20 protein-coding genes, 1 tRNA gene and 1 riboswitch are annotated in these 18692 nt (G+C 48.1%); of the genes, 9 read left to right on the forward strand and 12 right to left on the reverse strand.

All coding sequences use genetic code 11. The features are described from left to right. Nucleotides 1-261: 261 nt before the first annotated feature. The 4 genes from AB3Y94_RS11035 (at nt 262) to pstB (ending at nt 3888) form a co-directional block, all read left to right on the forward strand. Nucleotides 262-1158, forward strand: a complete 897-nt coding sequence (locus AB3Y94_RS11035) for a phosphate ABC transporter substrate-binding protein PstS family protein (RefSeq protein WP_125692705.1) — start codon at nt 262-264, stop codon at nt 1156-1158. An 83-nt stretch (nt 1159-1241) separates the two neighbouring features. Further along, nucleotides 1242-2195: a phosphate ABC transporter permease subunit PstC gene (gene pstC / locus AB3Y94_RS11040; RefSeq protein ID WP_367296261.1), complete on the forward strand. Its 954-nt coding sequence runs from the start codon at nt 1242-1244 to the stop codon at nt 2193-2195. Beyond that, on the forward strand, nt 2185-3072 hold the full coding sequence (gene pstA / locus AB3Y94_RS11045; RefSeq protein WP_367296262.1) for a phosphate ABC transporter permease PstA: 888 nt from the start codon (nt 2185-2187) through the stop codon (nt 3070-3072). Before pstC ends, pstA begins: the two co-directional genes overlap by 11 nt. A gap of 12 nt (nt 3073-3084) precedes the next feature. Then, the gene (gene pstB / locus AB3Y94_RS11050; protein ID WP_125682054.1) at nt 3085-3888 is read left to right on the forward strand and encodes a phosphate ABC transporter ATP-binding protein PstB; all 804 of its coding nucleotides are present in this window, start codon (nt 3085-3087) and stop codon (nt 3886-3888) included. 42 nt (nt 3889-3930) lie between these two features. On the opposite strand, the gene AB3Y94_RS11055 is transcribed toward pstB, so the two are convergent. The 10 genes from AB3Y94_RS11055 to AB3Y94_RS11100 form a co-directional block, all read right to left on the reverse strand. Further along, complete coding sequence (locus tag AB3Y94_RS11055) at nt 3931-5001, reverse strand: PotD/PotF family extracellular solute-binding protein (protein WP_367296263.1); 1071 nt, start codon at nt 4999-5001, stop codon at nt 3931-3933. Then, nucleotides 4998-5801: an ABC transporter permease gene (locus AB3Y94_RS11060; protein WP_367296264.1), complete on the reverse strand. Its 804-nt coding sequence runs from the start codon at nt 5799-5801 to the stop codon at nt 4998-5000. Before AB3Y94_RS11060 ends, AB3Y94_RS11055 begins: the two co-directional genes overlap by 4 nt. Beyond that, on the reverse strand, nt 5798-6613 hold the full coding sequence (locus AB3Y94_RS11065) for an ABC transporter permease (protein WP_367296265.1): 816 nt from the start codon (nt 6611-6613) through the stop codon (nt 5798-5800). Before AB3Y94_RS11065 ends, AB3Y94_RS11060 begins: the two co-directional genes overlap by 4 nt. Next, the gene (locus tag AB3Y94_RS11070) at nt 6600-7712 is read right to left on the reverse strand and encodes an ABC transporter ATP-binding protein (protein WP_367296266.1); all 1113 of its coding nucleotides are present in this window, start codon (nt 7710-7712) and stop codon (nt 6600-6602) included. Before AB3Y94_RS11070 ends, AB3Y94_RS11065 begins: the two co-directional genes overlap by 14 nt. A gap of 319 nt (nt 7713-8031) precedes the next feature. Then, nucleotides 8032-8760 carry an MIP/aquaporin family protein gene (locus AB3Y94_RS11075; RefSeq protein ID WP_367296267.1) on the reverse strand — a complete coding sequence of 243 codons (729 nt, stop codon included), beginning with the start codon at nt 8758-8760 and terminating at the stop codon, nt 8032-8034. A 300-nt stretch (nt 8761-9060) separates the two neighbouring features. Further along, nucleotides 9061-9133, reverse strand: a tRNA-Ala gene (locus AB3Y94_RS11080). A 61-nt stretch (nt 9134-9194) separates the two neighbouring features. Beyond that, nucleotides 9195-10415: an ABC transporter permease gene (locus AB3Y94_RS11085; protein WP_367296268.1), complete on the reverse strand. Its 1221-nt coding sequence runs from the start codon at nt 10413-10415 to the stop codon at nt 9195-9197. Further along, the gene (locus AB3Y94_RS11090) at nt 10408-11304 is read right to left on the reverse strand and encodes an ABC transporter ATP-binding protein (protein WP_367296269.1); all 897 of its coding nucleotides are present in this window, start codon (nt 11302-11304) and stop codon (nt 10408-10410) included. Before AB3Y94_RS11090 ends, AB3Y94_RS11085 begins: the two co-directional genes overlap by 8 nt. A gap of 295 nt (nt 11305-11599) precedes the next feature. Beyond that, entirely contained in the window at nt 11600-12913 is a 1314-nt protein-coding gene (locus tag AB3Y94_RS11095; RefSeq protein ID WP_367296523.1) for a nucleobase:cation symporter-2 family protein, read from the reverse strand. 186 nt (nt 12914-13099) lie between these two features. Then, nucleotides 13100-13198: riboswitch (purine riboswitch) on the reverse strand. Nucleotides 13199-13249: 51 nt separating this feature from the next. After that, nucleotides 13250-13405 carry a hypothetical protein gene (locus AB3Y94_RS11100; RefSeq protein ID WP_164506425.1) on the reverse strand — a complete coding sequence of 52 codons (156 nt, stop codon included), beginning with the start codon at nt 13403-13405 and terminating at the stop codon, nt 13250-13252. A gap of 103 nt (nt 13406-13508) precedes the next feature. Here AB3Y94_RS11100 and AB3Y94_RS11105 point away from each other — a divergent pair, with 103 nt between their 5' ends. The 5 genes from AB3Y94_RS11105 (at nt 13509) to AB3Y94_RS11125 (ending at nt 16912) form a co-directional block, all read left to right on the forward strand. Continuing rightward, complete coding sequence (locus tag AB3Y94_RS11105) at nt 13509-14492, forward strand: asparaginase (RefSeq protein ID WP_367296270.1); 984 nt, start codon at nt 13509-13511, stop codon at nt 14490-14492. 76 nt (nt 14493-14568) lie between these two features. Next, on the forward strand, nt 14569-15732 hold the full coding sequence (locus AB3Y94_RS11110; protein ID WP_367296271.1) for a hypothetical protein: 1164 nt from the start codon (nt 14569-14571) through the stop codon (nt 15730-15732). 55 nt (nt 15733-15787) lie between these two features. Then, entirely contained in the window at nt 15788-16129 is a 342-nt protein-coding gene (locus tag AB3Y94_RS11115; protein ID WP_367296272.1) for a hypothetical protein, read from the forward strand. Nucleotides 16130-16139: 10 nt separating this feature from the next. Next, nucleotides 16140-16391: a zinc ribbon domain-containing protein gene (locus tag AB3Y94_RS11120; RefSeq protein WP_367296273.1), complete on the forward strand. Its 252-nt coding sequence runs from the start codon at nt 16140-16142 to the stop codon at nt 16389-16391. Between the two features lie 5 nt (nt 16392-16396). Next, entirely contained in the window at nt 16397-16912 is a 516-nt protein-coding gene (locus AB3Y94_RS11125; protein ID WP_367296274.1) for an O-acetyl-ADP-ribose deacetylase, read from the forward strand. Between the two features lie 98 nt (nt 16913-17010). On the opposite strand, the gene AB3Y94_RS11130 is transcribed toward AB3Y94_RS11125, so the two are convergent. Together AB3Y94_RS11130 and AB3Y94_RS11135 are read right to left on the reverse strand one after the other, a co-directional pair. Then, nucleotides 17011-17205 (reverse strand): LBP_cg2779 family protein, encoded by a 195-nt coding sequence (locus AB3Y94_RS11130; RefSeq protein ID WP_125683059.1) that lies wholly within the window; start codon nt 17203-17205, stop codon nt 17011-17013. A gap of 1124 nt (nt 17206-18329) precedes the next feature. After that, complete coding sequence (locus AB3Y94_RS11135) at nt 18330-18692, reverse strand: hypothetical protein (RefSeq protein ID WP_367296275.1); 363 nt, start codon at nt 18690-18692, stop codon at nt 18330-18332.

Genomic DNA, 18692 nt, shown 5'->3' on the forward strand with positions numbered 1-18692 from the left:
TTCTAGTCAATTCCGTTATATTACGCAATTAATTCCCTGAAATTAAATGATTAATCGGTTATGGGGGGTAAATATCGTGATATTAGAGAATTTATACAGAAACTGGCAACATTTACCGAAAATTTACACGATTGCGACGAATAATTTATATTCATCGCTTAGAATCAAGGTTGTAAGTTAAGGGGAGGCACCACGAGTATTGCTGCTTAGCTTACGCGTGTGGTGGTTCTACTATCTTAAAAAAGACATGGAGTGACTGAGATGAATAAGGGATCAAAATTAGCAATGGGGATTGCAACAATTAGTTTACTTTTGGTTGGTTGTGGCAAGGCAACGAGCTCAACTAGCAGCAAGAGTAGCAGTAGCAGCGAGGCTTTATCGGGGAAGGTTACCGCAGTTGGTTCAACCGCGTTACAACCATTGGCAGCCAAAGCTGGTGCTAATTTCCAATCCAAGAACAGCAAGGTTAACTTGACCGTTCAAGGTGGGGGTTCTGGGACTGGGTTAAGCCAAGTGCAAGCCGGTGCCGTATCAATCGGTAACTCAGATATCTTCGCTGAAGAAAAGGACGGAATTAAAGCCGACAAGTTAACTGACCACAAGGTCGCCGTTGTTGGGATGGCTCCCGTTGTGAACAAAGATACCGGTGTTAAGAACTTGAAGATGGCGCAATTAAAGCAAATCTTCACGGGTAAGATCACGAACTGGAAAGAAGTTGGTGGTAAGGATCAAAAGATCGTTATCGTTAACCGGGCACAAGGAAGTGGGACCCGAGCAACCTTTGAAAATGCTGTCTTGAAGGGTGCAACTGCCATCAAGTCACAAGAACAAGACTCTAACGGTGCCGTTCAAAAGATCGTTTCTTCAACACCAGGGGCCGTTAGTTACTTGGCCTTCTCATACTTCACAAACAAGTTACAAGCCGTTTCAATCGACAACGTAACGCCAACGGATAACAACGTTGAAAACAACAAATGGAAGATCTGGTCTTACGAACACATGTACACGAAGGGAACACCTGACAAGGTCACTGCTGCCTTCCTGAAGTACATGGATTCCAAGACGGTGCAAGATAGCTTAGTTAAAGACATGGGCTACATCAGTATTCACGACATGAAAGTGACGAAGGATGCTAAGGGAACTGTTACCCAAAACTAGGCACAACTTAGATTACTAGTGGTAAGTCACAGGGTGGAGGTGCGGTCGTAGCACCTTCACTTTTTTTAAGGGGGAGTCAATCTATGGAACAAACAAATTTTCAACTTAAGAAACAAGACGCCCAGTCCAACGAGTGGTCGGCACGGTTACACCATGCCACCCGCGCCACGCGTGAGGATTGGCTGGGGCGTGGTATCAGTTATCTCTGTATTGGGGTCATTATTCTAGTGGTGGCTTCGATGCTTTGGTTCATTACGTCCAAGGGGCTGGCCACATTTACTCAGAATCACGTGAATGTTTGGCAGTTTTTGACGGGGACTAACTGGTCACCCGATACCGGTCACATTGGAGCTGCCCCCATGATTGTTGGGTCCTTTGCGGTAACTTTTGCAGCAGCAATTGTGGCAACACCGTTTGCAGTAGGGACTGCCATCTTCATGACGGAAATTTCGCCCAACAAGGGACGGAAACTGTTACAACCAGTTATTGAATTACTGGTGGGGATTCCATCCGTGGTTTACGGGTTCATTGGATTGGCAGTGGTTGTGCCATTCATGCGCCACTTAGTTGGCGGTTCGGGATTTGGGATTATCTCAGCCACATTTGTCCTGTTCGTCATGGTGTTACCAACGATTACATCAATGACGGTGGACAGTTTACGTGCAGTTCCTCGTCATTACAAAGAGGCTTCTCTGGCGCTGGGCGCAACTCGGTGGCAGACAGTTTCACGGGTGATTTTACGTTCCGCCACGCCCGGTATTTTGACCGCAATTATTTTCGGGATGGCCCGGGCATTTGGTGAGGCTCTAGCTGTGCAAATGGTGATTGGGAACGCTGCGGTGATGCCAAAGAACTTGATCTCTGCAGCTTCAACGCTGACAAGCCAGTTGACTTCAGGGATTGGAGACACGATTGATGGTACCTTACCCAACAATGCACTGTGGTCACTGGCACTGATTCTGTTGCTCATGTCATTGTTCTTTAACGCATTAGTTCGGGTCATTGCTAAGAGGGGGCAGCTGAAACATGAACGCTAAACGTAAAGACTTCATTGCAACGGTGATGATTAATTTGATAGTTGCCGCTGTGGTTGGTATCTTAGTTTTCCTGTTGACGTATATTCTAGTTGCCGGTTTACCACACGTGAGTTGGACGTTCCTGACGGGAACTACGGACGCCTTTTCTGGAGCTGGTGGCATTGGCGTACAACTGTTTAATTCCTTTTACCTGTTAGTTTTGACGATGCTCATTTCGATTCCAATTTCGTTAGGTGCCGGGATCTATTTGGCAGAATATGCGAAGGATAATTGGCGAACTAGTTTGATTCGTTCAGCCATTGAAGTGCTGAGTTCCCTGCCTTCGGTGGTGGTTGGGTTGTTTGGTTTCCTACTATTCGTGGTGAAGTTTAAGATTGAGTTTTCGGTTATCTCAGGGGCCATTGCTTTGACCTTCTTTAACCTCCCACTCTTGACGCGGAACATTGAAGAGTCATTGAGTGCAGTGTCCAGTAGTCAAAGAGAAGCTGGACTGTCATTGGGATTATCAAAGTGGAAGACTGAAATTGGCATTATTTTACCAGTTGCCTTGCCCGGGATTGTAACCGGGGTGGTCCTGAGTGCCGGTCGAGTTTTCGGGGAGGCCGCTGCGTTAATTTATACGGCTGGCCAAAGCGCACCAGTGACAAACTTTGGTGACTGGAACCCAATGAATGCGGATAGTCCGTTGAATCCATTCCGGCCTGCTGAAACCTTGGCAGTGCATATCTGGAAGATCAATACGGAAGGGTTAGCGACTAATGCTGCGGCACTGTCTGCTGCAGCTTCAGCGGTTCTGATTATTGCTGTGTTACTGTTCAACCTGAGTGCGCGGTTACTGGGAAACTACCTGTATCGTCGTGTGACGGCCAGCAAATAGGGAGGGACTGCCATGTTAAAACAGTATTCATTTGAAAAGACGGCCGTGCAAACTTTCGATGACAGCGTCTCGCTGGCCTTGAAGACGGACAACTTACAGGTGTTCTATGGCGCCAACCATGCCATGCATGACGCCAACCTCGAATTTCCGAAGAACCAGATTACAGCCTTGATTGGTGCTTCAGGCTCAGGGAAGTCAACGTACTTGCGGTCACTGAACCGAATGAACGATGGCATTGCCACGGTGACTGGTAAGATTTGGTATCACGGAGTTGATATCAATGAACCAGACGTGAACATCTACGAGATTCGGCGGCACATTGGGATGGTGTTTCAACGACCGAACCCCTTTGCTAAGTCGATTCGGGAAAATATCGTTTATGCCCTGAAAGCCAACGGTATCAAGGGTAAGGATGAACTGGCTTCTCGGGTTGAAAAGAGCCTCAAGGGTGCCGCTCTCTGGGATGAGGTTAAAGACAACCTTGAAAAGAGTGCGCTCTCCTTGTCCGGAGGTCAGCAACAGCGGCTATGTATTGCCCGCTCAATTGCCATGGAACCCGATGTGTTGCTCTTGGATGAACCTTGTAGCGCACTTGATCCAATTTCCACGGTGAAGGTCGAAGAAACCCTGCTGGAATTGCAGAAGAAGTATTCAATTATTATCGTGACGCACAATATGCAACAGGCATCGCGGGTCAGCAGTCAGTGTGCGTTCTTCCATCTGGGTCATGTGATGGAGTACACGCCAACGGCCACGATGTTCAGTAATCCCCAGATTCCAGTCACACAAGACTATATTGCCGGTAGTTTCGGCTAAAAAAACTCGTGAGCAACCACTGCTCACGAGTTTTTTATTTGGCTAATGGTGCATTTTAAATTCTAGGTAACGGTCATTGTAGAGTTGAACTTTGGCTGGAGAGAGGTCTTGGTAGACCTGCAGGTGCTGCAAAGTTTGCGGGTTCGGATAGAATTGTTGATCGTCACGAACCGAGCGGGGAAGCAACGCCTTCGCTGCTTCGTTCGGAGTGGCATAGCCGATGTATTTCGCGTTTTGCGCGGCATTTTGCGGTTCGCTCATGAAGTTGAGAAAGGCGTAAATAGCTTTGGTATGCGTTGCAGTCTTAGGAATTACGAGGTTGTCGAACCACAAGTTACTGCCTTCACTGGGAACGATGTAGTGGAGGTGGGGATTATTGGCTAACATCTCTGCCGCCTCTCCCGACCAGTCAACAGCCAGTGGGGCCTCGTTCTGAATCATGTACATCTTGATTTCATCAGCGACGACGGCTTTCACGTTAGGAGCCAGTTCGTTCAACTTCTTTTCTGCGGCCGACAACGTGGCTGGGTCCGTTGTGTTCATAGATTGGCCTTGCGTAATCAGCGCCATCCCCATGATGTCTCGAGCAGAGTCGATGAGCATGATCTTATCGCGGAACTTCGGTGACCACAGATCCTGCCAGTGCTGTACCTCATTAGCCTGAACGTATTTGTCGTTGTAAATAATGCCCAGCGTGCCCCAGAAATAAGGCATTGAGTAACGATTTCCGCGATCAAACGATTGATTCAAAAAGCGCGGGTCGTAGTTGTGCCAACCGGTTAATTTCCGCTGATCCAGCGGTTTTAGTAGGTGAGCCCGTTTCATCTTGGCCACCATGTATTCACTAGGAATAGCCAAGTCGTACTGAGTACCACCCTGTTTGATTTTGGTGTACATGGCTTCGTTACTGTCAAAGGTTTCCACGTTGACGTGGTAGCCCGTTTCCTTTTGAAATTTCGTCAGGAGGTGGGGGTCAATGTAATCTCCCCAGTTGTAAAGATTGAGCACGTGACTGCCGGTGCTACCGCTCGAAGCCTGCAGGCGGTCGCTAGAATAGCCCAGCAGCCCACAGATAGCTAACAGGGCCACGATAATACTAATTAAACGCTTCATGAAGTCACCCCCCGTTTACGTTGCTTGTGGCGGTGGCTGGCCTGTTGAATCCAGTAGTAACCACCCACGAGTAACAGTGAAAATAGGAACATGACACCGGATAGGGCGTTGATTTCAAGGTTGATGCCTTGCCGAGCTCGTGAATAGATTTCTACGGATAGTGTTGAGAACCCGTTACCGGTCACGAAGAAGGTGACAGCAAAGTCATCGAGTGAATAGGTGAGGGCCATGAAGAACCCAGCAAAGATTCCCGGTGAGATGAAGGGGATGACGACCCGTGATAGCAGTTGACGGGTTGTTGCCCCTAAATCTTGAGCTGCATCCAGCATGGAGGAAGACATTTCTCGCAGGCGGGGTAGTACCATCAGCACAACGATGGGGATTTCAAAGGCAATGTGACTCATCAACACGGAACCGAAGCCAAGTGGGATTCCCAGCATTGTGAAGAAGATTAAGAAGCTGGCCCCAATGATGACGTCAGGAGAGACCATTAAAACGTTGTTCATGGTCAGTAGGGCTTCACGAGTGACCCGTTTAGTCGTGCGGTTGATGCCAAGTGCCCCGAGAGTTCCCACCAGCGTGGCAATCAGTGAGGATAGGAGCGCGACTAATAAGGTGTTGGCCACAATGGCCAGCATCCGTGGATCGGTAAATAGCGTGTGATAGTGACTCCACGTGAAGCCGTGGAAGTTGGTCATCGTTTCCCCTTCACTGAAGGAATAGACGATCAGGAAGATGATGGGAGCGTACAGAATAATAAAAACCAAAATCAGGTAAAGGTTAGCCAATTTTCGTTTCATCGGGGCGTCCCTCCCTTCGGTTTCTGATCACCAGTTAGAAGCATGACGACTACCATGGCGATAATCAGGACCACGCCAATCGTTGAACCCATTCCCCAGTTCATAGTCGTCAGGAAATGTTCTTCGATTGCCGTCCCCAATGTAATAACTTTGTTCCCACCAATCAGACGCGTCAGCATGAAGAATGAGAGTGAGGGGATGAAGACGGCCTGAACACCAGCTTTGACACCGGGCAAGGTCAACGGGAAGACGACCTTGCTAAATGTCTGCCAACCACTGGCACCCAGATCTTGGCTAGCATTGATGAAGGCCGGATTCAAGTCGTCGAGTGCATTAAAAATGGGTAGAATCATGAACGGAATCTGGATGTAGGTTGCGACGAAGATGAAGCTCGCGTTGGTGAACAGAATCTGTTGCGGTCCAATACCAATGAAGCTAAGAAATTGGTTAGCCAAACCAGCTTGGCTGAAGATACCAATGAAAGCGTAGGCCTTTAGCAGGATGTTGATCCAGGTAGGCAGGATGACTAACAGCAGCCACAGCTGACGATGCTTTAGTCCGTGTAAGAAGTAAGCGGTTGGATAGCTGATCAAGCCCGTGAAAAGGGTGATCAGAAAGGCGTACCAAACCGAGTTGAGGGTCATTTTTAAATAGGTGGCGGATTGGAAGTAAGCACCGTAGTTGCCCAGTGTGAAATGATGGCCGAGATCAAAGAATGACTGGTAAATAATCAACGCAACTGGTGCAATGACGAAGAGGGCTAACCACAAACCGTAGGGGATGAAGTAGAGCCACGTTCTACGTTTCGTCATTGGACTCGTCCTCCGTTTCCTCGTAGGTTTCTAGCCGTGCGTCAAATTCGGCTTCTTTTTCACCAAACCGCATGACGTGTAGGTCCTGTGGGCGGAAGGTGATTCCCACGTTCTCACCGTCTTCAGCTGGATTGACGGAATGAATCTGCCAGTCGTTGCCGAGATTGTCGGTCGCGGCTATTTCGTAGTAATTTCCTCGAAAAAGTTGGGTATCGATGGTGACGGTCAGCTTGGCCTCCTCAGGGGTGGAGAGGTTTAGATCTTCTGGACGAATCACGATTTCGACGGGCTCGCCAGCTGGAATCCCAGCGTCTGAGCATTCAAATTCGTGCCCCCCGAAGGCAACCTGGAAGTCTCCCAGCATCTTACCTTGGAGAATATTACTTTCGCCAATAAAGTCCGCGACAAAATGATTGATGGGTTCGTCGTAGATATCCTCGGGGGTGCCACTCTGTAAGACCTCACCTTGGTTCATGACGAAAATCTCGTCACTCATGGCCAGAGCCTCTTCCTGATCATGCGTCACAAAGAGAAAGGTGATGCCGAGTCGTTGCTGAAGGTCCCGCAGTTCGTACTGCATCTCTCGACGGAGCTTGGCGTCTAAGGCTGATAGGGGCTCGTCTAAGAGCAGAACCTTAGGCTGCATGACAATGGCCCGGGCAATGGCAATTCGTTGCTGTTGGCCACCGGAAAGGGCACTGATGTCGCGATCACCGTAGTCGGCTAGCTGGACCAACTTTAGGGCCTTGGCAACCCGCTCGGCAATTTCTGCCTTGGGCATCTTTTTGAGGGTGAGTCCAAAGGCCACGTTTTCCGCCACAGTCATGTGGGGAAAGAGCGCGTATTCTTGAAAGACCGTATTAATGTTTCGTTGGTTAGCAGGGACTTTGTTCAGGCGTTTCCCCGCAAAGAGCACGTCCCCTTCAGTGGCGTCACTGAAACCGGCAATAATCCGTAAAATTGTTGTTTTGCCGCAGCCTGACGGTCCGAGAAGCGTGTAAAACGTCCCGGGCTCAAGCGTTAGGTCAACGTTCTTTAGAATGGTGTTGGTTCCGTATCGCTTGGTGACGTGTTTCAGTTCAATAATTGGTTGAGTCATCAGGCTACCTCCTCTGGTAAATGAATTTGGTTGAGAAAAACCCGCAACCTCTTTGATTATATCGAGTTTACCGCGAAAAAGATATGAAAAAAGTAGGGCTGCTCCGCTGATAATTAAGGGCGGAAATAAACGGGGTGGCCGATTGGTTTGGTGAGGTTAAGTCGGAGCAAGACAGTGAAGCGATGGGGCCGGTGATTTCATGAAAACTAACGCAAAGCACACTTCGGAGAAAGCGATTGCAAGCTTCCGAAAAAACTCTGAAACAAAAAGCGTGCCAATCCCATTGTTCAACGAGATTGGCACGCTTAGTTTAAAGTTATTAGTTAATTTGGAAAACAGCTTTGTAAAGGAGGGTAGCTGCAATACCACCGGCAATCGGTGCCACGATAGGTACCCAACTGTAGGAAAACTGTGAACTACCTTTGTGTGGAAATGGCCAGATGGCATGGAGGAGACGAGGACCGATGTCTCGGGCAGGGTTTAGAGCTGGCCCAGTCGCACCACCAAGGGAGACGACCAGACACATGACCAAGAAACCCAGGCCGATAAAATCGGCGCGGGGATCAAGCTTGTCAGCGGTCATGGCGACGGCACCGAGGACTAACAGGAAGGTTCCCAAGAACTCGTTGATAAATCCGTTCAGTTGACTATTAGCTGCGTCAATTGTGGAGAAGGTCCCCAAGATGGCTTCCGTATCCGTTGTCCGATCGTAGAAGGGCTTGTAGGCTAGGACTACCGCTAGTTGGCCAATAATAGCGCCTAGTAGTTGGGCGACCACGTAAGGCAGCACCTCTTGCCAAGGGAAACTACCAGCAACGGCGCTGGCAATGGTCATGGCAGGATTGATCTGGGCGCCGGAAACCGTGGCGAACATTAAGGCGGGAATCATTACTCCGATGCCATAACCAAACCCAATCAGAACCCACCCACCGTGATAACCTTTGGTGTTTTTTAACTCGACGTTGGCAACGGAACCGTTACCGAGGGCAACCATGATGGCCGTCCCAATGAATTCGGCAATGCACCGAACCAATAAAGAATAATGCATGATTTCAACTCCACATAATATTTTCTCTGACCGTTCGTGTCAGCGCCCACCGACCACTGGTGATGGCTAAAAAAACAGCAGTATTTCTATAATACGCTACTGACAGCTTGTTTTCATCATTATTTTCAATTTTAATAATAATTGATGGAAACCATCAGAAAACAGAAAGGCTTTGACGTGCCAAGAAAAATACAACATGGAGAACTTGTCTGTCCTCACTAGTTAAGACGGGGGACGTAGACATAGAAAAAGACGCTGACTATCTCACATAGTCAGTGCCTTTATCACACGTTTCAGTTATGGACCCTACCGGATTTGAACCGACGACCTCCTGCATGCGAAGCAGGCGCTCTCCCAGCTGAGCTAAGGGCCCCTAAAAAAACTACCCATTCATTATAGCACTTTAGTGCCAAAATGAATGAGTAGTTCGTAGTTTAACGGTGGCGAATGCTATGGAACAGGTGTTGCCAGAGACTCTGGCTATCCGTCTGTAGCATTAAACGTTGGTATTGTTTTCCAATGTAGATGGAAAATAGTGCGATGGCTACAATTAGAACAGTCAACGATGAGAGTTGCTCACCCAGTCCAACGTGACCATTAATGATCCGCATCGGCATAAAGTATGACGAGAAAAATGGCACGTAGGAGAGGATCTTTACCAGAAATGCATCCATATTGTTTTGGAATGGGAAAGTGGCAAAGAAGCCAAACATCCCTAGCATGATGACAGGTTGGGCTGCCTTGGAAGCATCCTCAGCTCGGGCCACCAGGGCACCTGAGTAGGCTGCGAGAATCGTGTAGATAATGACCCCTAAGAACAAGTACAGAAGATTCAGACTCAACAAATTGTGAATTACCGTATCGATCAACGATTGATTTTGTGTAATCAAGGGACTGACGGTTGCATTTCTCGTGGCAATCGCGTAACCGGCCCAGCCGCCAAATAGGTAGATAATAATTTGAGTGGCGATCACCAACAGGATGCCTAATATTTTGCCCACAAAGTAGCTCGTTGCCGTGGTGCTGGAGAAGATGATTTCCATAATCTTCGTTCCCTTTTCTGACGCAATTTCTTGGGCCGTGATAGACGAATACGTAATTAAGATGATGTAAATTAAAGTCACCAGGACCCAGAAGGAAATAATTTTAGCTAAGTTGGCCGTCCCGTTCTTCGAGACGATGTGGGTCTTGAGTACCGGCGTGCGGGCTAGTAGTTTCTGTTGTTTAGGCGTCAGCTTAGCTTGTTGGTAGTTTTGGACTTGTTGGTAACCGGTTAAGAAATTCTGGACTTGAGCCTTGAGCCCCGCTCCCATCGCGTTATTGCCATGGTAGTCGCCTTGAACCGGTTGCCCGGACGTTTTAAACGTCAGGTAACCCGCCAATTGGTTGTCAGCCATTGCGGCTTTGGCCGCTTTGGTCGTTTGAATTTTGCGGTTAACGTTGTCGGAATTTTGCTGTAAGTAGGCCTGGCGCATTGGCTGTGAGTCACTAATAACGGCAATTTCGTGGCTCTTCGAAGTACTATTGGCACTTACGTAACTGATACCGATGGTTAGGCCAATCATCAGGAAGGGCCCGAGGATCATGAATAGAAAGCTCCAGGATTTAATCTGGCGTAGATACGTTTCAAACGTGACGATCCAAGTTTTAGACATTCGTTTCACCAACTTTCATACGGAAGATAGCATCTAACGAAGGCGGCTGTTGACTGAACTCTTCAATGTAGTGGCCCTGAGTCAACGCATCAAAGATGGCTGGACCAGCACCTGGGTCGTCGAGGTGTAATAGGTAGTGGTGACCATGCCGGGACTCGACGGTTTGTACGTGAGGGAGGTCGGTCAATTGGGCCTGCGACCAGTCTGTAGTGACGTAAAGTTCAGATTTACCAAATTGATTGCGGACTTCATCCAGCGTTCCGTGCAGCACCACGTCGCCCTTACGAAGCATGACCAACTGGTCACAGAGAGTGGAGACGTTTTCCATGTCATGGCTGGAAAAGATAATGGCTGCGCCGCGGTCCTTAGCCGCCAAGATGGCTTGTTTCAGCAGGTCTGCGTTGACGGGATCCAGTCCACTAAAGGGTTCGTCTAAAATCAGTAGAGTGGGTTCGTGAATCAGAGTACAGATCAATTGGACCTTTTGTTGATTACCCTTGGAGAGGTCTTTGATCTTGCTCTTCCTAGTTCCCTTAACGGCGAAACGGGTTAGCCAATCGTCAATCTGGGGACGAATCTCTTTGGCTGATCGCCCCTTGAGCCGAGCCAAGTAGATGATTTGCTGTTCAATCGTTAACTTGGTCATGAGGCTGCGCTCCTCTGGCAGGTAGCCAATCTGATCGAAGTCGTCGGCGGAAAGGGGGTGGCCTTGCCATTGAATCTGGCCTTCGTATTGAATGAAGTTGAGGATGCTATGAAACGTGGTTGATTTACCGGCGCCATTTTGACCTATTAAGCCCAAAATTTGGCCGTTAGGAACCTCAAAGCTCACGTCGTTTAGGGCTTTAACGGTCTCAAACTGTTTGCTGATGTGTTGAATACTTAACATGGGCAATACTCCTATCCAAATTAATATCCTCATTATACGCGTAGATACTGGTGGAACTAAAAAGATGGTCGCGCTTGGTAAGGTTGCTGTCACGTGGCGACTTACTAAGACATGGGTAGCATGCCCGCTGATGAATATAACTAGTTTACCATGGAAAAACTGGTAAACAAAGTTGTTTCTATGATGAATAAGATATAATGTTAATCATAAAATTCTATCGTGAAACTACTTGGTTATTCGGTCTATTTGCAATTAAAAAACTGGTCAAGACTTGACTTGACCAGCTCATTAAAAACTATTTATTCTGTAGTTGGGCGTCACTGTTGACCTGTGCTTGAGCCGGCGCAGTTGCTCGGTGGGGTCGCATATTGAAGATGATGTTTAAGAGCACGGCCGAGAAGCTCCCAATGATGACGCCGTTATTGAGGACAATCTGTAAGGATTGTGGCATCGCTTGAAAGATTTGTGGATAAACGGTCACGCCTAGGCCCAGGCCAATTGAAATAGCAGAGACTAACAGATTGTTGTTGTTCTTGAAATCTACTTGCTGAAGCATTCGGATTCCCTGGACGCCGACCATGCCAAACATCACGATCATGGCACCGCCCAGCACGGCGTCGGGAATGACCGTGGCTAATGCGCCAATCTTAGGGAGCAGACCGAGTAACATGAGGAATGCCGCTGAGAAATACAGGGGTTTTCGTGTTTTCACGCCAGATAGCTGAACCACAGCCACGTTTTCGGAGAAGGTTGAGTAAGGGAAGGTGTTGAAAAGGCCACCTAGGATTACGGCGAGGCCTTCAGCTCGGTACCCCCGCTTTAGATCCTGCGATTCAACTTTGTGGCCGGTTAAATCGCCCAATGCAAAGAAGACACCGGTTGATTCCACCATAGTAGTTAAGGAAACCAGAATCATGGTTAGAATTGAGGACCACTCAAACTTGGGTGTTCCAAAGTAGAAAAGTTGGGGCAGGTGGAACCAGCTAGCCTGGCCAACTGCCTTCAAAGAGACCATCCCCATTGCCCCAGCAATGAAGGTCCCAATCAAGATGCCGGCAAGGATGGCGAGGGATTTCAAGAACCCCTTAGCAAATGCGTTCAATCCGAGGATAATTCCCATTGTAAGAAAACCAACCAGGAGCAGCTTGGGGTCACCGAAGTTTTTGGCTGTCGCGTCACCGCCACCAAGGTCTTGAAAGCCGACCGGAATCAACGTGAATCCAATGATGGTGATCAGAGAACCCGTGACAACTGGTGGAAAGAAGTTTTTGATTTTAGAAAACCAGCCAGAAATCAAGAGGATGAAGATGCCGGCACTGATAATGGCCCCGTACATGACGCCGACGCCGTATTGATTACCAATGGCACTCAGCGGTGTGACAGCCTGAACAGCACATCCCAGGACCACGGGCAAACCGATTCCTGTTAAGGGAGTCCGTTTTAGTTGGAGAAGGGTTGCCACGCCACACATAAAGATATCCGCGCTGATTAAGTAGGCCATTTGCATGGCGTTAAAGTGGAGTGCGCCCCCAATCAGTAAGGGAACGATGACGTCACCAGAATACATCGCTAATAAGTGCTGGAAACCTAAAATGGCGGCCCGCCACATGGAAAGTGGCTGGAGATTAGCTGATGACGGAGTGGTTGAAGCGGATTTTGTGGACTGCAAGAATGTTTCCTCCCTCTCGTGATGTCCATACGCCGCCAAGGTAATTTTGGAAACAAAAAAAGCTCCCTTGCAAAAAGGGGGCTAAATGAAAACTCTGCCGACGAACTCTTTCATCGGCAAAAAGAGTTTCGTCCTCAATTTGCTTATAGTCCAGAGTTTACGGCTCTGGGTAGAAACTCGCCAACCTTATTTTGGCATTATATAGGCAATCACTTATTTTTTTAATAGAATGTCATTTACCTTACCATGCGCAACTTAAAATAACAACCTGCAACATTACTTTTTTAATTTTTGCCAGAGCTTTTTGAAAACGTCACCAAACCAAGTTAATAGGGGCCCCCAGTCGGCTAAACCGCCGGAAGAACTATATTTTTTGGGATGAACGTGGGGACCTGGTTTGTAATATTTGTCGGAATCATTATCTTTTAGCATTTTTCACCAGCATCCTTTCTAAATTCTAACTAAATTGTATCGCAGATGCGGTACAATGTGGGTAACGAATTAGTTATAGTAACAAACTAAATTTGGAAAGAAGTTGACTGTTGTGAAGAAAATCTTAGCTATCCATACAGGTGGTACCATCTCTATGTCGCAGAATGAGAAGGGCGAGGTCGTCCCCAACGCGCAGAATCCTATTGCGCAGCAGGAAACGATTATGGAAGGCCGTGTGCAATTACACACGGACGAACTATTTAACCTACCTTCTCCGCACATGACTCCGGTGGAAATGTTAAAGATCAAGGAGCGCATCATGGCGGCCGAAGCGGATGGTATTGACGGGGTAGTGGTTACCCACGGGACCGATACGCTTGAGGAAACAGCTTATTTCTTGGATTTGACGTTGCCTAGCACGATTCCAGTCGTGGTCACCGGGGCAATGCGTTCCTCCAATCAAGTGGGGTCCGATGGCTTACATAACTTCCAAACGGCCATTGAAGTGGCTGCTGACGATGCCTCCCGGGATAACGGGGTCATGGTCGTCATGAACGATGAAATTCATACGGCTCGGTATGTGACGAAGACCCACACCACCAACGTGGCTACCTTCAGAACGCCAACCTTTGGTCCCATCGGTCTCGTTGCCAATGGCCATCCGATTTACTTCCAACAGTTAATTCAAAAGACGACGTGTGATATTGACCACGTCATTGACCACGTTTACCTAATCAAGGCGTACGCGGGGATGGATACAGCCTTGTTTGATTGCCTGGATAATGATCAAACGGCGGGCTTAGTGATTGAAGGGCTAGGTGCCGGGAATGTACCCCCAGTAACCTTACCAGCAATTCAACGTTTGCTTGACCGGCATATTCCTTTAGTTTTAGTTTCCCGGTGCTATAATGGCGTCGCTGAAGACATCTACGGTTATGAGGGTGGCGGTATCGGCCTGCGTAAGATGGGTGTGATGCTCTGCCAAGGTTTGAACGGTCAAAAGGCACGAATCAAACTCCTGGTTGGTCTCAGTGCTGGCATGAAGGGCGAACAGCTGGAGAAGTTCTTAAGCACAGCTGTTTCATAAAACAAATCTTTTAGGCGGGCTATTTGGTGCCAAATATGGTAAGATTTTCAGAATAATATTTAGAGGGGGTCGTCATGTGAATTCAATCGTAAATGACTTAAACCGTGCGTTAGCTCAGCGACTACTGGTTAACGTCTATCAAACGACCCAAGACGTCGTGTACACGGGTTATGTGACTGCCGTAGGGGAAACTGGAATTGCTTTAGCAACCTACGATGATTATGGATTAGCGGATGGTGCTGTCTTCTTAGATTTGAAAATCGTTGATGAGGTTGAATTTGCTAGCGACGACCTGGATAACATGGCTTTCCGTATCCAGACGGCGCAAATTGAGCATTTTAATCAAGTGGGTGACTTAACGCTAAAGTTGGACGCTCGCCGGGATATTCGGGGACAGATTCTCAGCCAAGCTTGGGTTGATCAGCTGGTTATCATGCTGGTGTTGCACAATGATAATCGGTTCTATGAAGGTCAAGTTACTAGCGTTGTCACGGATCAGGTTACGATTCAGTTGTTAAACAAATTTGACTATAGTGACCAGCCCATCTTACACGTACATCCTGAGGACATCGAAGTTATCGAGTTCCAAGGACAGGAGTTATCCCTGCAAGGATCCGCACTACCTCAGCTTAAAAAGTTGAAGCACGTTGAGCAAGTGGCACTGACTGATGAGGACGTTTTTCGGGCACAGCTTCAAGAACTGTCGGAAAAGCCCAAACTTGTAGCGCTGATTCCCCAACATAATCATGATATGTTCTTTGTTGGTCGAATTAACGTGGTAGCTGGTGATTCCGTGATTATGAACTTAGTTGATATGACCGGCCAGTTTGGCGGCTACACGTTAACCAGAATTGATGCGCTACACGCCATCGTACTGGAATCAGACTATCTACAAACAGTTAGTCTGTTCACCGATATTAATCAGAACAGCAAGCAACACATTCAACCAGTCCTAAACGACGAGCGGTTGTTTGACCCGACGGAAGAACAGTTCAGTTCTCGGCTGACTCAAGCTGCAATGTTTCAAACGGTTATTCGCGTGAAGGCGCATAAGGGTGACAGTATGTTGGGTTATCCCAGTGACGTGGGTGCTGAGCGGTTCATTTTCCATGAGTTAGAGGATAATCAATTGGACCAGGTGGGCAAGATCTTACGAATTGCCGACATTGAAGAAATTGACTTTGGCTACCTCGATGCTTACTTGGTTGAGCATCAGTTGCGGGTCGAAGGCGAGATTTAAGGTTGTTACCGCGTGTCGTCAGTTTTGGCGACACCGTACATAAGGAGCTTACAAGATGAAATGGCGACAGATACCCCGCTGGCTGCGCGACACGTGTTCCGTTGTTGGGGCCATGTCAGTGTTACTAGTCATTTATGACCTGTGGTTTGCCAAGCACGTTAATTGGTTGTTGGTTCCCTTACAAATTATCGTAGCCTTTTTAGCGGTCGGTGTGTGGAGCTATTTCAGCGCGCGCAGTCAGGCCAGACGGCAGGTTGCCGAGCAAAAGAAAGCGGCTGCGGCCAAGCAACGACAAGCGGCGGCGGAGCAGCGAAAGCGTGAAGCTGAAAAGAGTGCAGCTGCGACACGGGAACGTAACATAGCACGTAATCGTGCGCACCAACAACGGCGAAAGTAGGAGGCAATGCATGGCTGAAGAATTAAAGTTTTGTCCACACTGTGGCGCGGCCATTACGGCAACCGATGACGTCTGTCCGCAATGTCAGACGGACCTGCGACCGTATCGTCAGTCCAGCGAGTCACAACCGGCATCGACAAAGTTCAATTTGAATTCACTCTACGCCAATCCGTACCGTGAGGGTATGAAACGATTAGAGAAACGGGACGGGACCAGTGCTAACAAGAAGAAACGGTGGCGTTGGCCCTGGGCAAAGGAGTGAGCACTGTGGCAGATTTTACGGTGATTCAAGGAGACATTACATTAAGTCAGGTAGATGCGATTGTGAACGCTGCAAATACGACCTTGTTAGGCGGTGGCGGTGTGGACGGTGCGATTCATCGGGCAGCCGGTCCGGAACTGTTTGCGGCCTGTGCGCCGCTTAACGGTTGTCCAACTGGCGATGCAAAAATCACCCCGGGGTTCAAACTACCCGCTAAGTGGGTGATTCACACGCCGGGTCCTGTTTGGCGGGGAGGCGAGCATCAGGAGGCTAAGCTGCTAGCCAACTGTTATCGCAATAGTCTGAAGCTGGCGGCTGACCATGATTGCCAGACGGTGGATTTTCCATCCATCAGTACCGGTGTGTATGGTTATCCAGTAGAAGAAGCTGCGGTGGTAGCTGGTGAAGTCATTGCTGACTTCTTAGCCCACCCGTCGACGGTTCAACGCGTGCGGCTGGTTGCTTTTGATGAAAACACAGCTGCCACGTACCGAACGGTTTGGTCCCAGCTTAATTCATGATTGGCGAATGATGTTGTCCGCTTGAATACTTAATTTTTTAGATACTGGTAAGTGCACAAAAAGGCGCCGGGACTTAGTCTCGACGCCTTTGGTAATTGTTAACGTGGTTTAGCTGTAATGAAACTCTTTAGTGATTTTTGTTCATCACTAGTGGGTTGCAGTTCGCCGGATTTGATTGCATGGAACTTCTCAACAGAAATTCGTGACCCAAAGGCCATCTCACCGTCCGTTTTATCGTATTTCTTTTGGTAGGCAATGATTGCTTCGGCCAGATCGTTCAATTCTTGACTCATAGAATCCCTCCAAATGATAATCGTAATGACTGCACATGTTCATTATACTAAAGTTTTCAAAAAGCGGCGAAATAAGTCCTAGTTTCTGGAAGTTTTTTTGTAATTCACTTGATGAACTGTCCAAAGTTGCGTAAACTAATACACAATATGACAATTGGCGGAGTAGCGCTTAAAGGAACCTTCATCGAATTGTTAAAAGAACTTCGTCAACCTGTCATTGGTTTGTGACATTGAGTCGTTAAGCTAGTTGTTAGATTTAGACAGATAGCAACTGACAAAGTGACAGAGTGGATCTTAAACGTGCCACTGAACTACCAGCACAGCCACCCGTCTTCAAAGTGGCTAGTGATTAATGCGGTATGGTACCGCCCCGGAGCCGGAATTATTCCGGCTGTTTCATCTTAATCTACGGTAATCATAATGATTACATGACTACAGTCACTTGTAGTTTATCAAGCAGGGAACCAGGTCAACCTTCGGGTTGGCCTGGTTCTTTTTTTAACAAAAGAATTGGTATTCCTAAATTGGGCAACCTAGTGTGGCTTTCCGCCTTACCGGTCGCCAGATATGGGCTGGAACGGTGCAGACACAACTTGAAGCCTCGAAAATACCGAGTCTACAAGCTTGGTCTTCTGCTAAGCCAGTAGGGGAAATCGCCTACTAACTAAGCAGAACGATGCGCCTGAGCCCATATCTGGCGACCTCTCGGCTAACATAGTGTAGAGTTGTCTGTTATCAGAACGGACTGAATCGCGAAACAACCTTCCTGCCAGCAGTAATTATGTTACAGTACAGTCAAAGCCGGAGGAGGTCAGGGATGTAGCCAGCCGTGAAGGTGGTGTTAGCTGGTGATCTTCCAGATTACGGCACGGGTGACTTTGGAGACACGAGGGCTTCGTGGCTTCAAATCGAGCGAGAAGACTGGTGTTTTTCCAGTCTGAAGCGTCCCCACAGCAGGCGGAATCCCTGACCTCCGCTAGTTTGGCAGTACCGATGCTTGCTAATATTAGACTGAGGAAAACAAGGTAACTTTCGAACTTTAGTTGAAAATAAAAAGGACCGAGACGTCTGTCTCAATCCTAGTGAAGATTTGTGGCAAGGGGATTATGCGGTCAGTTGCCAATCTAAAAGTGAAACCACTCGCTTTGCTGCCGGCGGACGTCGTTGCGGATGCCAAAAAAGTAAATTAAGAATGCTCCTACAGCGATGGCCAGGATAATTGTCCAGAGCCAACTGTGGGTGTGGATAAACGTGAAGTCGGCAAAACCGAGGGTACTGAGGGTAATTAAAATTAGGTTGAAGGGTAGGTGGGGGCTGTGGATGAAGGCCACTGCGATTCCTAAAACCACGGCCCCCCCAAACATATCATCGCCACTAACGCGGCTACCGGGATTATCGACTAAGGCGTATAGCTCAATCAGTAGGCCTAATATCAGTGCTAGGTAACCAAAAAATTGTAGGAATGTTAATTCACGTACGCGTTTCAT

It is taken from the genome of Levilactobacillus yonginensis (assembly GCF_964065165.1).
In the GTDB taxonomy this organism is placed as follows: Bacteria; Bacillota; Bacilli; order Lactobacillales; family Lactobacillaceae; genus Levilactobacillus; species Levilactobacillus yonginensis_A.

What these genes read in the sequence shown, in the direction of transcription:
- AB3Y94_RS11115 (WP_367296272.1), top strand. Translation starts at nt 15,788, where the DNA reads ATGAAATGGCGACAGATACCCCGCTGGCTGCGCGACACGTGTTCCGTT.
- AB3Y94_RS11095 (WP_367296523.1), bottom strand. Translation starts at nt 12,913, where the DNA reads ATGTGGCGGGCCGCCATTTTAGGTTTCCAGCACTTATTAGCGATGTAT.
- pstA (WP_367296262.1), top strand. Translation starts at nt 2,185, where the DNA reads ATGAACGCTAAACGTAAAGACTTCATTGCAACGGTGATGATTAATTTG.
- AB3Y94_RS11085 (WP_367296268.1), bottom strand. Translation starts at nt 10,415, where the DNA reads ATGTCTAAAACTTGGATCGTCACGTTTGAAACGTATCTACGCCAGATT.
- AB3Y94_RS11055 (WP_367296263.1), bottom strand. Translation starts at nt 5,001, where the DNA reads ATGAAGCGTTTAATTAGTATTATCGTGGCCCTGTTAGCTATCTGTGGG.
- AB3Y94_RS11090 (WP_367296269.1), bottom strand. Translation starts at nt 11,304, where the DNA reads ATGTTAAGTATTCAACACATCAGCAAACAGTTTGAGACCGTTAAAGCC.
- pstB (WP_125682054.1), top strand. Translation starts at nt 3,085, where the DNA reads ATGTTAAAACAGTATTCATTTGAAAAGACGGCCGTGCAAACTTTCGAT.
- AB3Y94_RS11130 (WP_125683059.1), bottom strand. Translation starts at nt 17,205, where the DNA reads ATGAGTCAAGAATTGAACGATCTGGCCGAAGCAATCATTGCCTACCAA.
- AB3Y94_RS11100 (WP_164506425.1), bottom strand. Translation starts at nt 13,405, where the DNA reads ATGCTAAAAGATAATGATTCCGACAAATATTACAAACCAGGTCCCCAC.
- AB3Y94_RS11060 (WP_367296264.1), bottom strand. Translation starts at nt 5,801, where the DNA reads ATGAAACGAAAATTGGCTAACCTTTACCTGATTTTGGTTTTTATTATT.
- AB3Y94_RS11070 (WP_367296266.1), bottom strand. Translation starts at nt 7,712, where the DNA reads ATGACTCAACCAATTATTGAACTGAAACACGTCACCAAGCGATACGGA.
- AB3Y94_RS11065 (WP_367296265.1), bottom strand. Translation starts at nt 6,613, where the DNA reads ATGACGAAACGTAGAACGTGGCTCTACTTCATCCCCTACGGTTTGTGG.
- AB3Y94_RS11135 (WP_367296275.1), bottom strand. Translation starts at nt 18,692, where the DNA reads ATGAAACGCGTACGTGAATTAACATTCCTACAATTTTTTGGTTACCTA.
- AB3Y94_RS11075 (WP_367296267.1), bottom strand. Translation starts at nt 8,760, where the DNA reads ATGCATTATTCTTTATTGGTTCGGTGCATTGCCGAATTCATTGGGACG.
- pstC (WP_367296261.1), top strand. Translation starts at nt 1,242, where the DNA reads ATGGAACAAACAAATTTTCAACTTAAGAAACAAGACGCCCAGTCCAAC.
- AB3Y94_RS11035 (WP_125692705.1), top strand. Translation starts at nt 262, where the DNA reads ATGAATAAGGGATCAAAATTAGCAATGGGGATTGCAACAATTAGTTTA.
- AB3Y94_RS11120 (WP_367296273.1), top strand. Translation starts at nt 16,140, where the DNA reads ATGGCTGAAGAATTAAAGTTTTGTCCACACTGTGGCGCGGCCATTACG.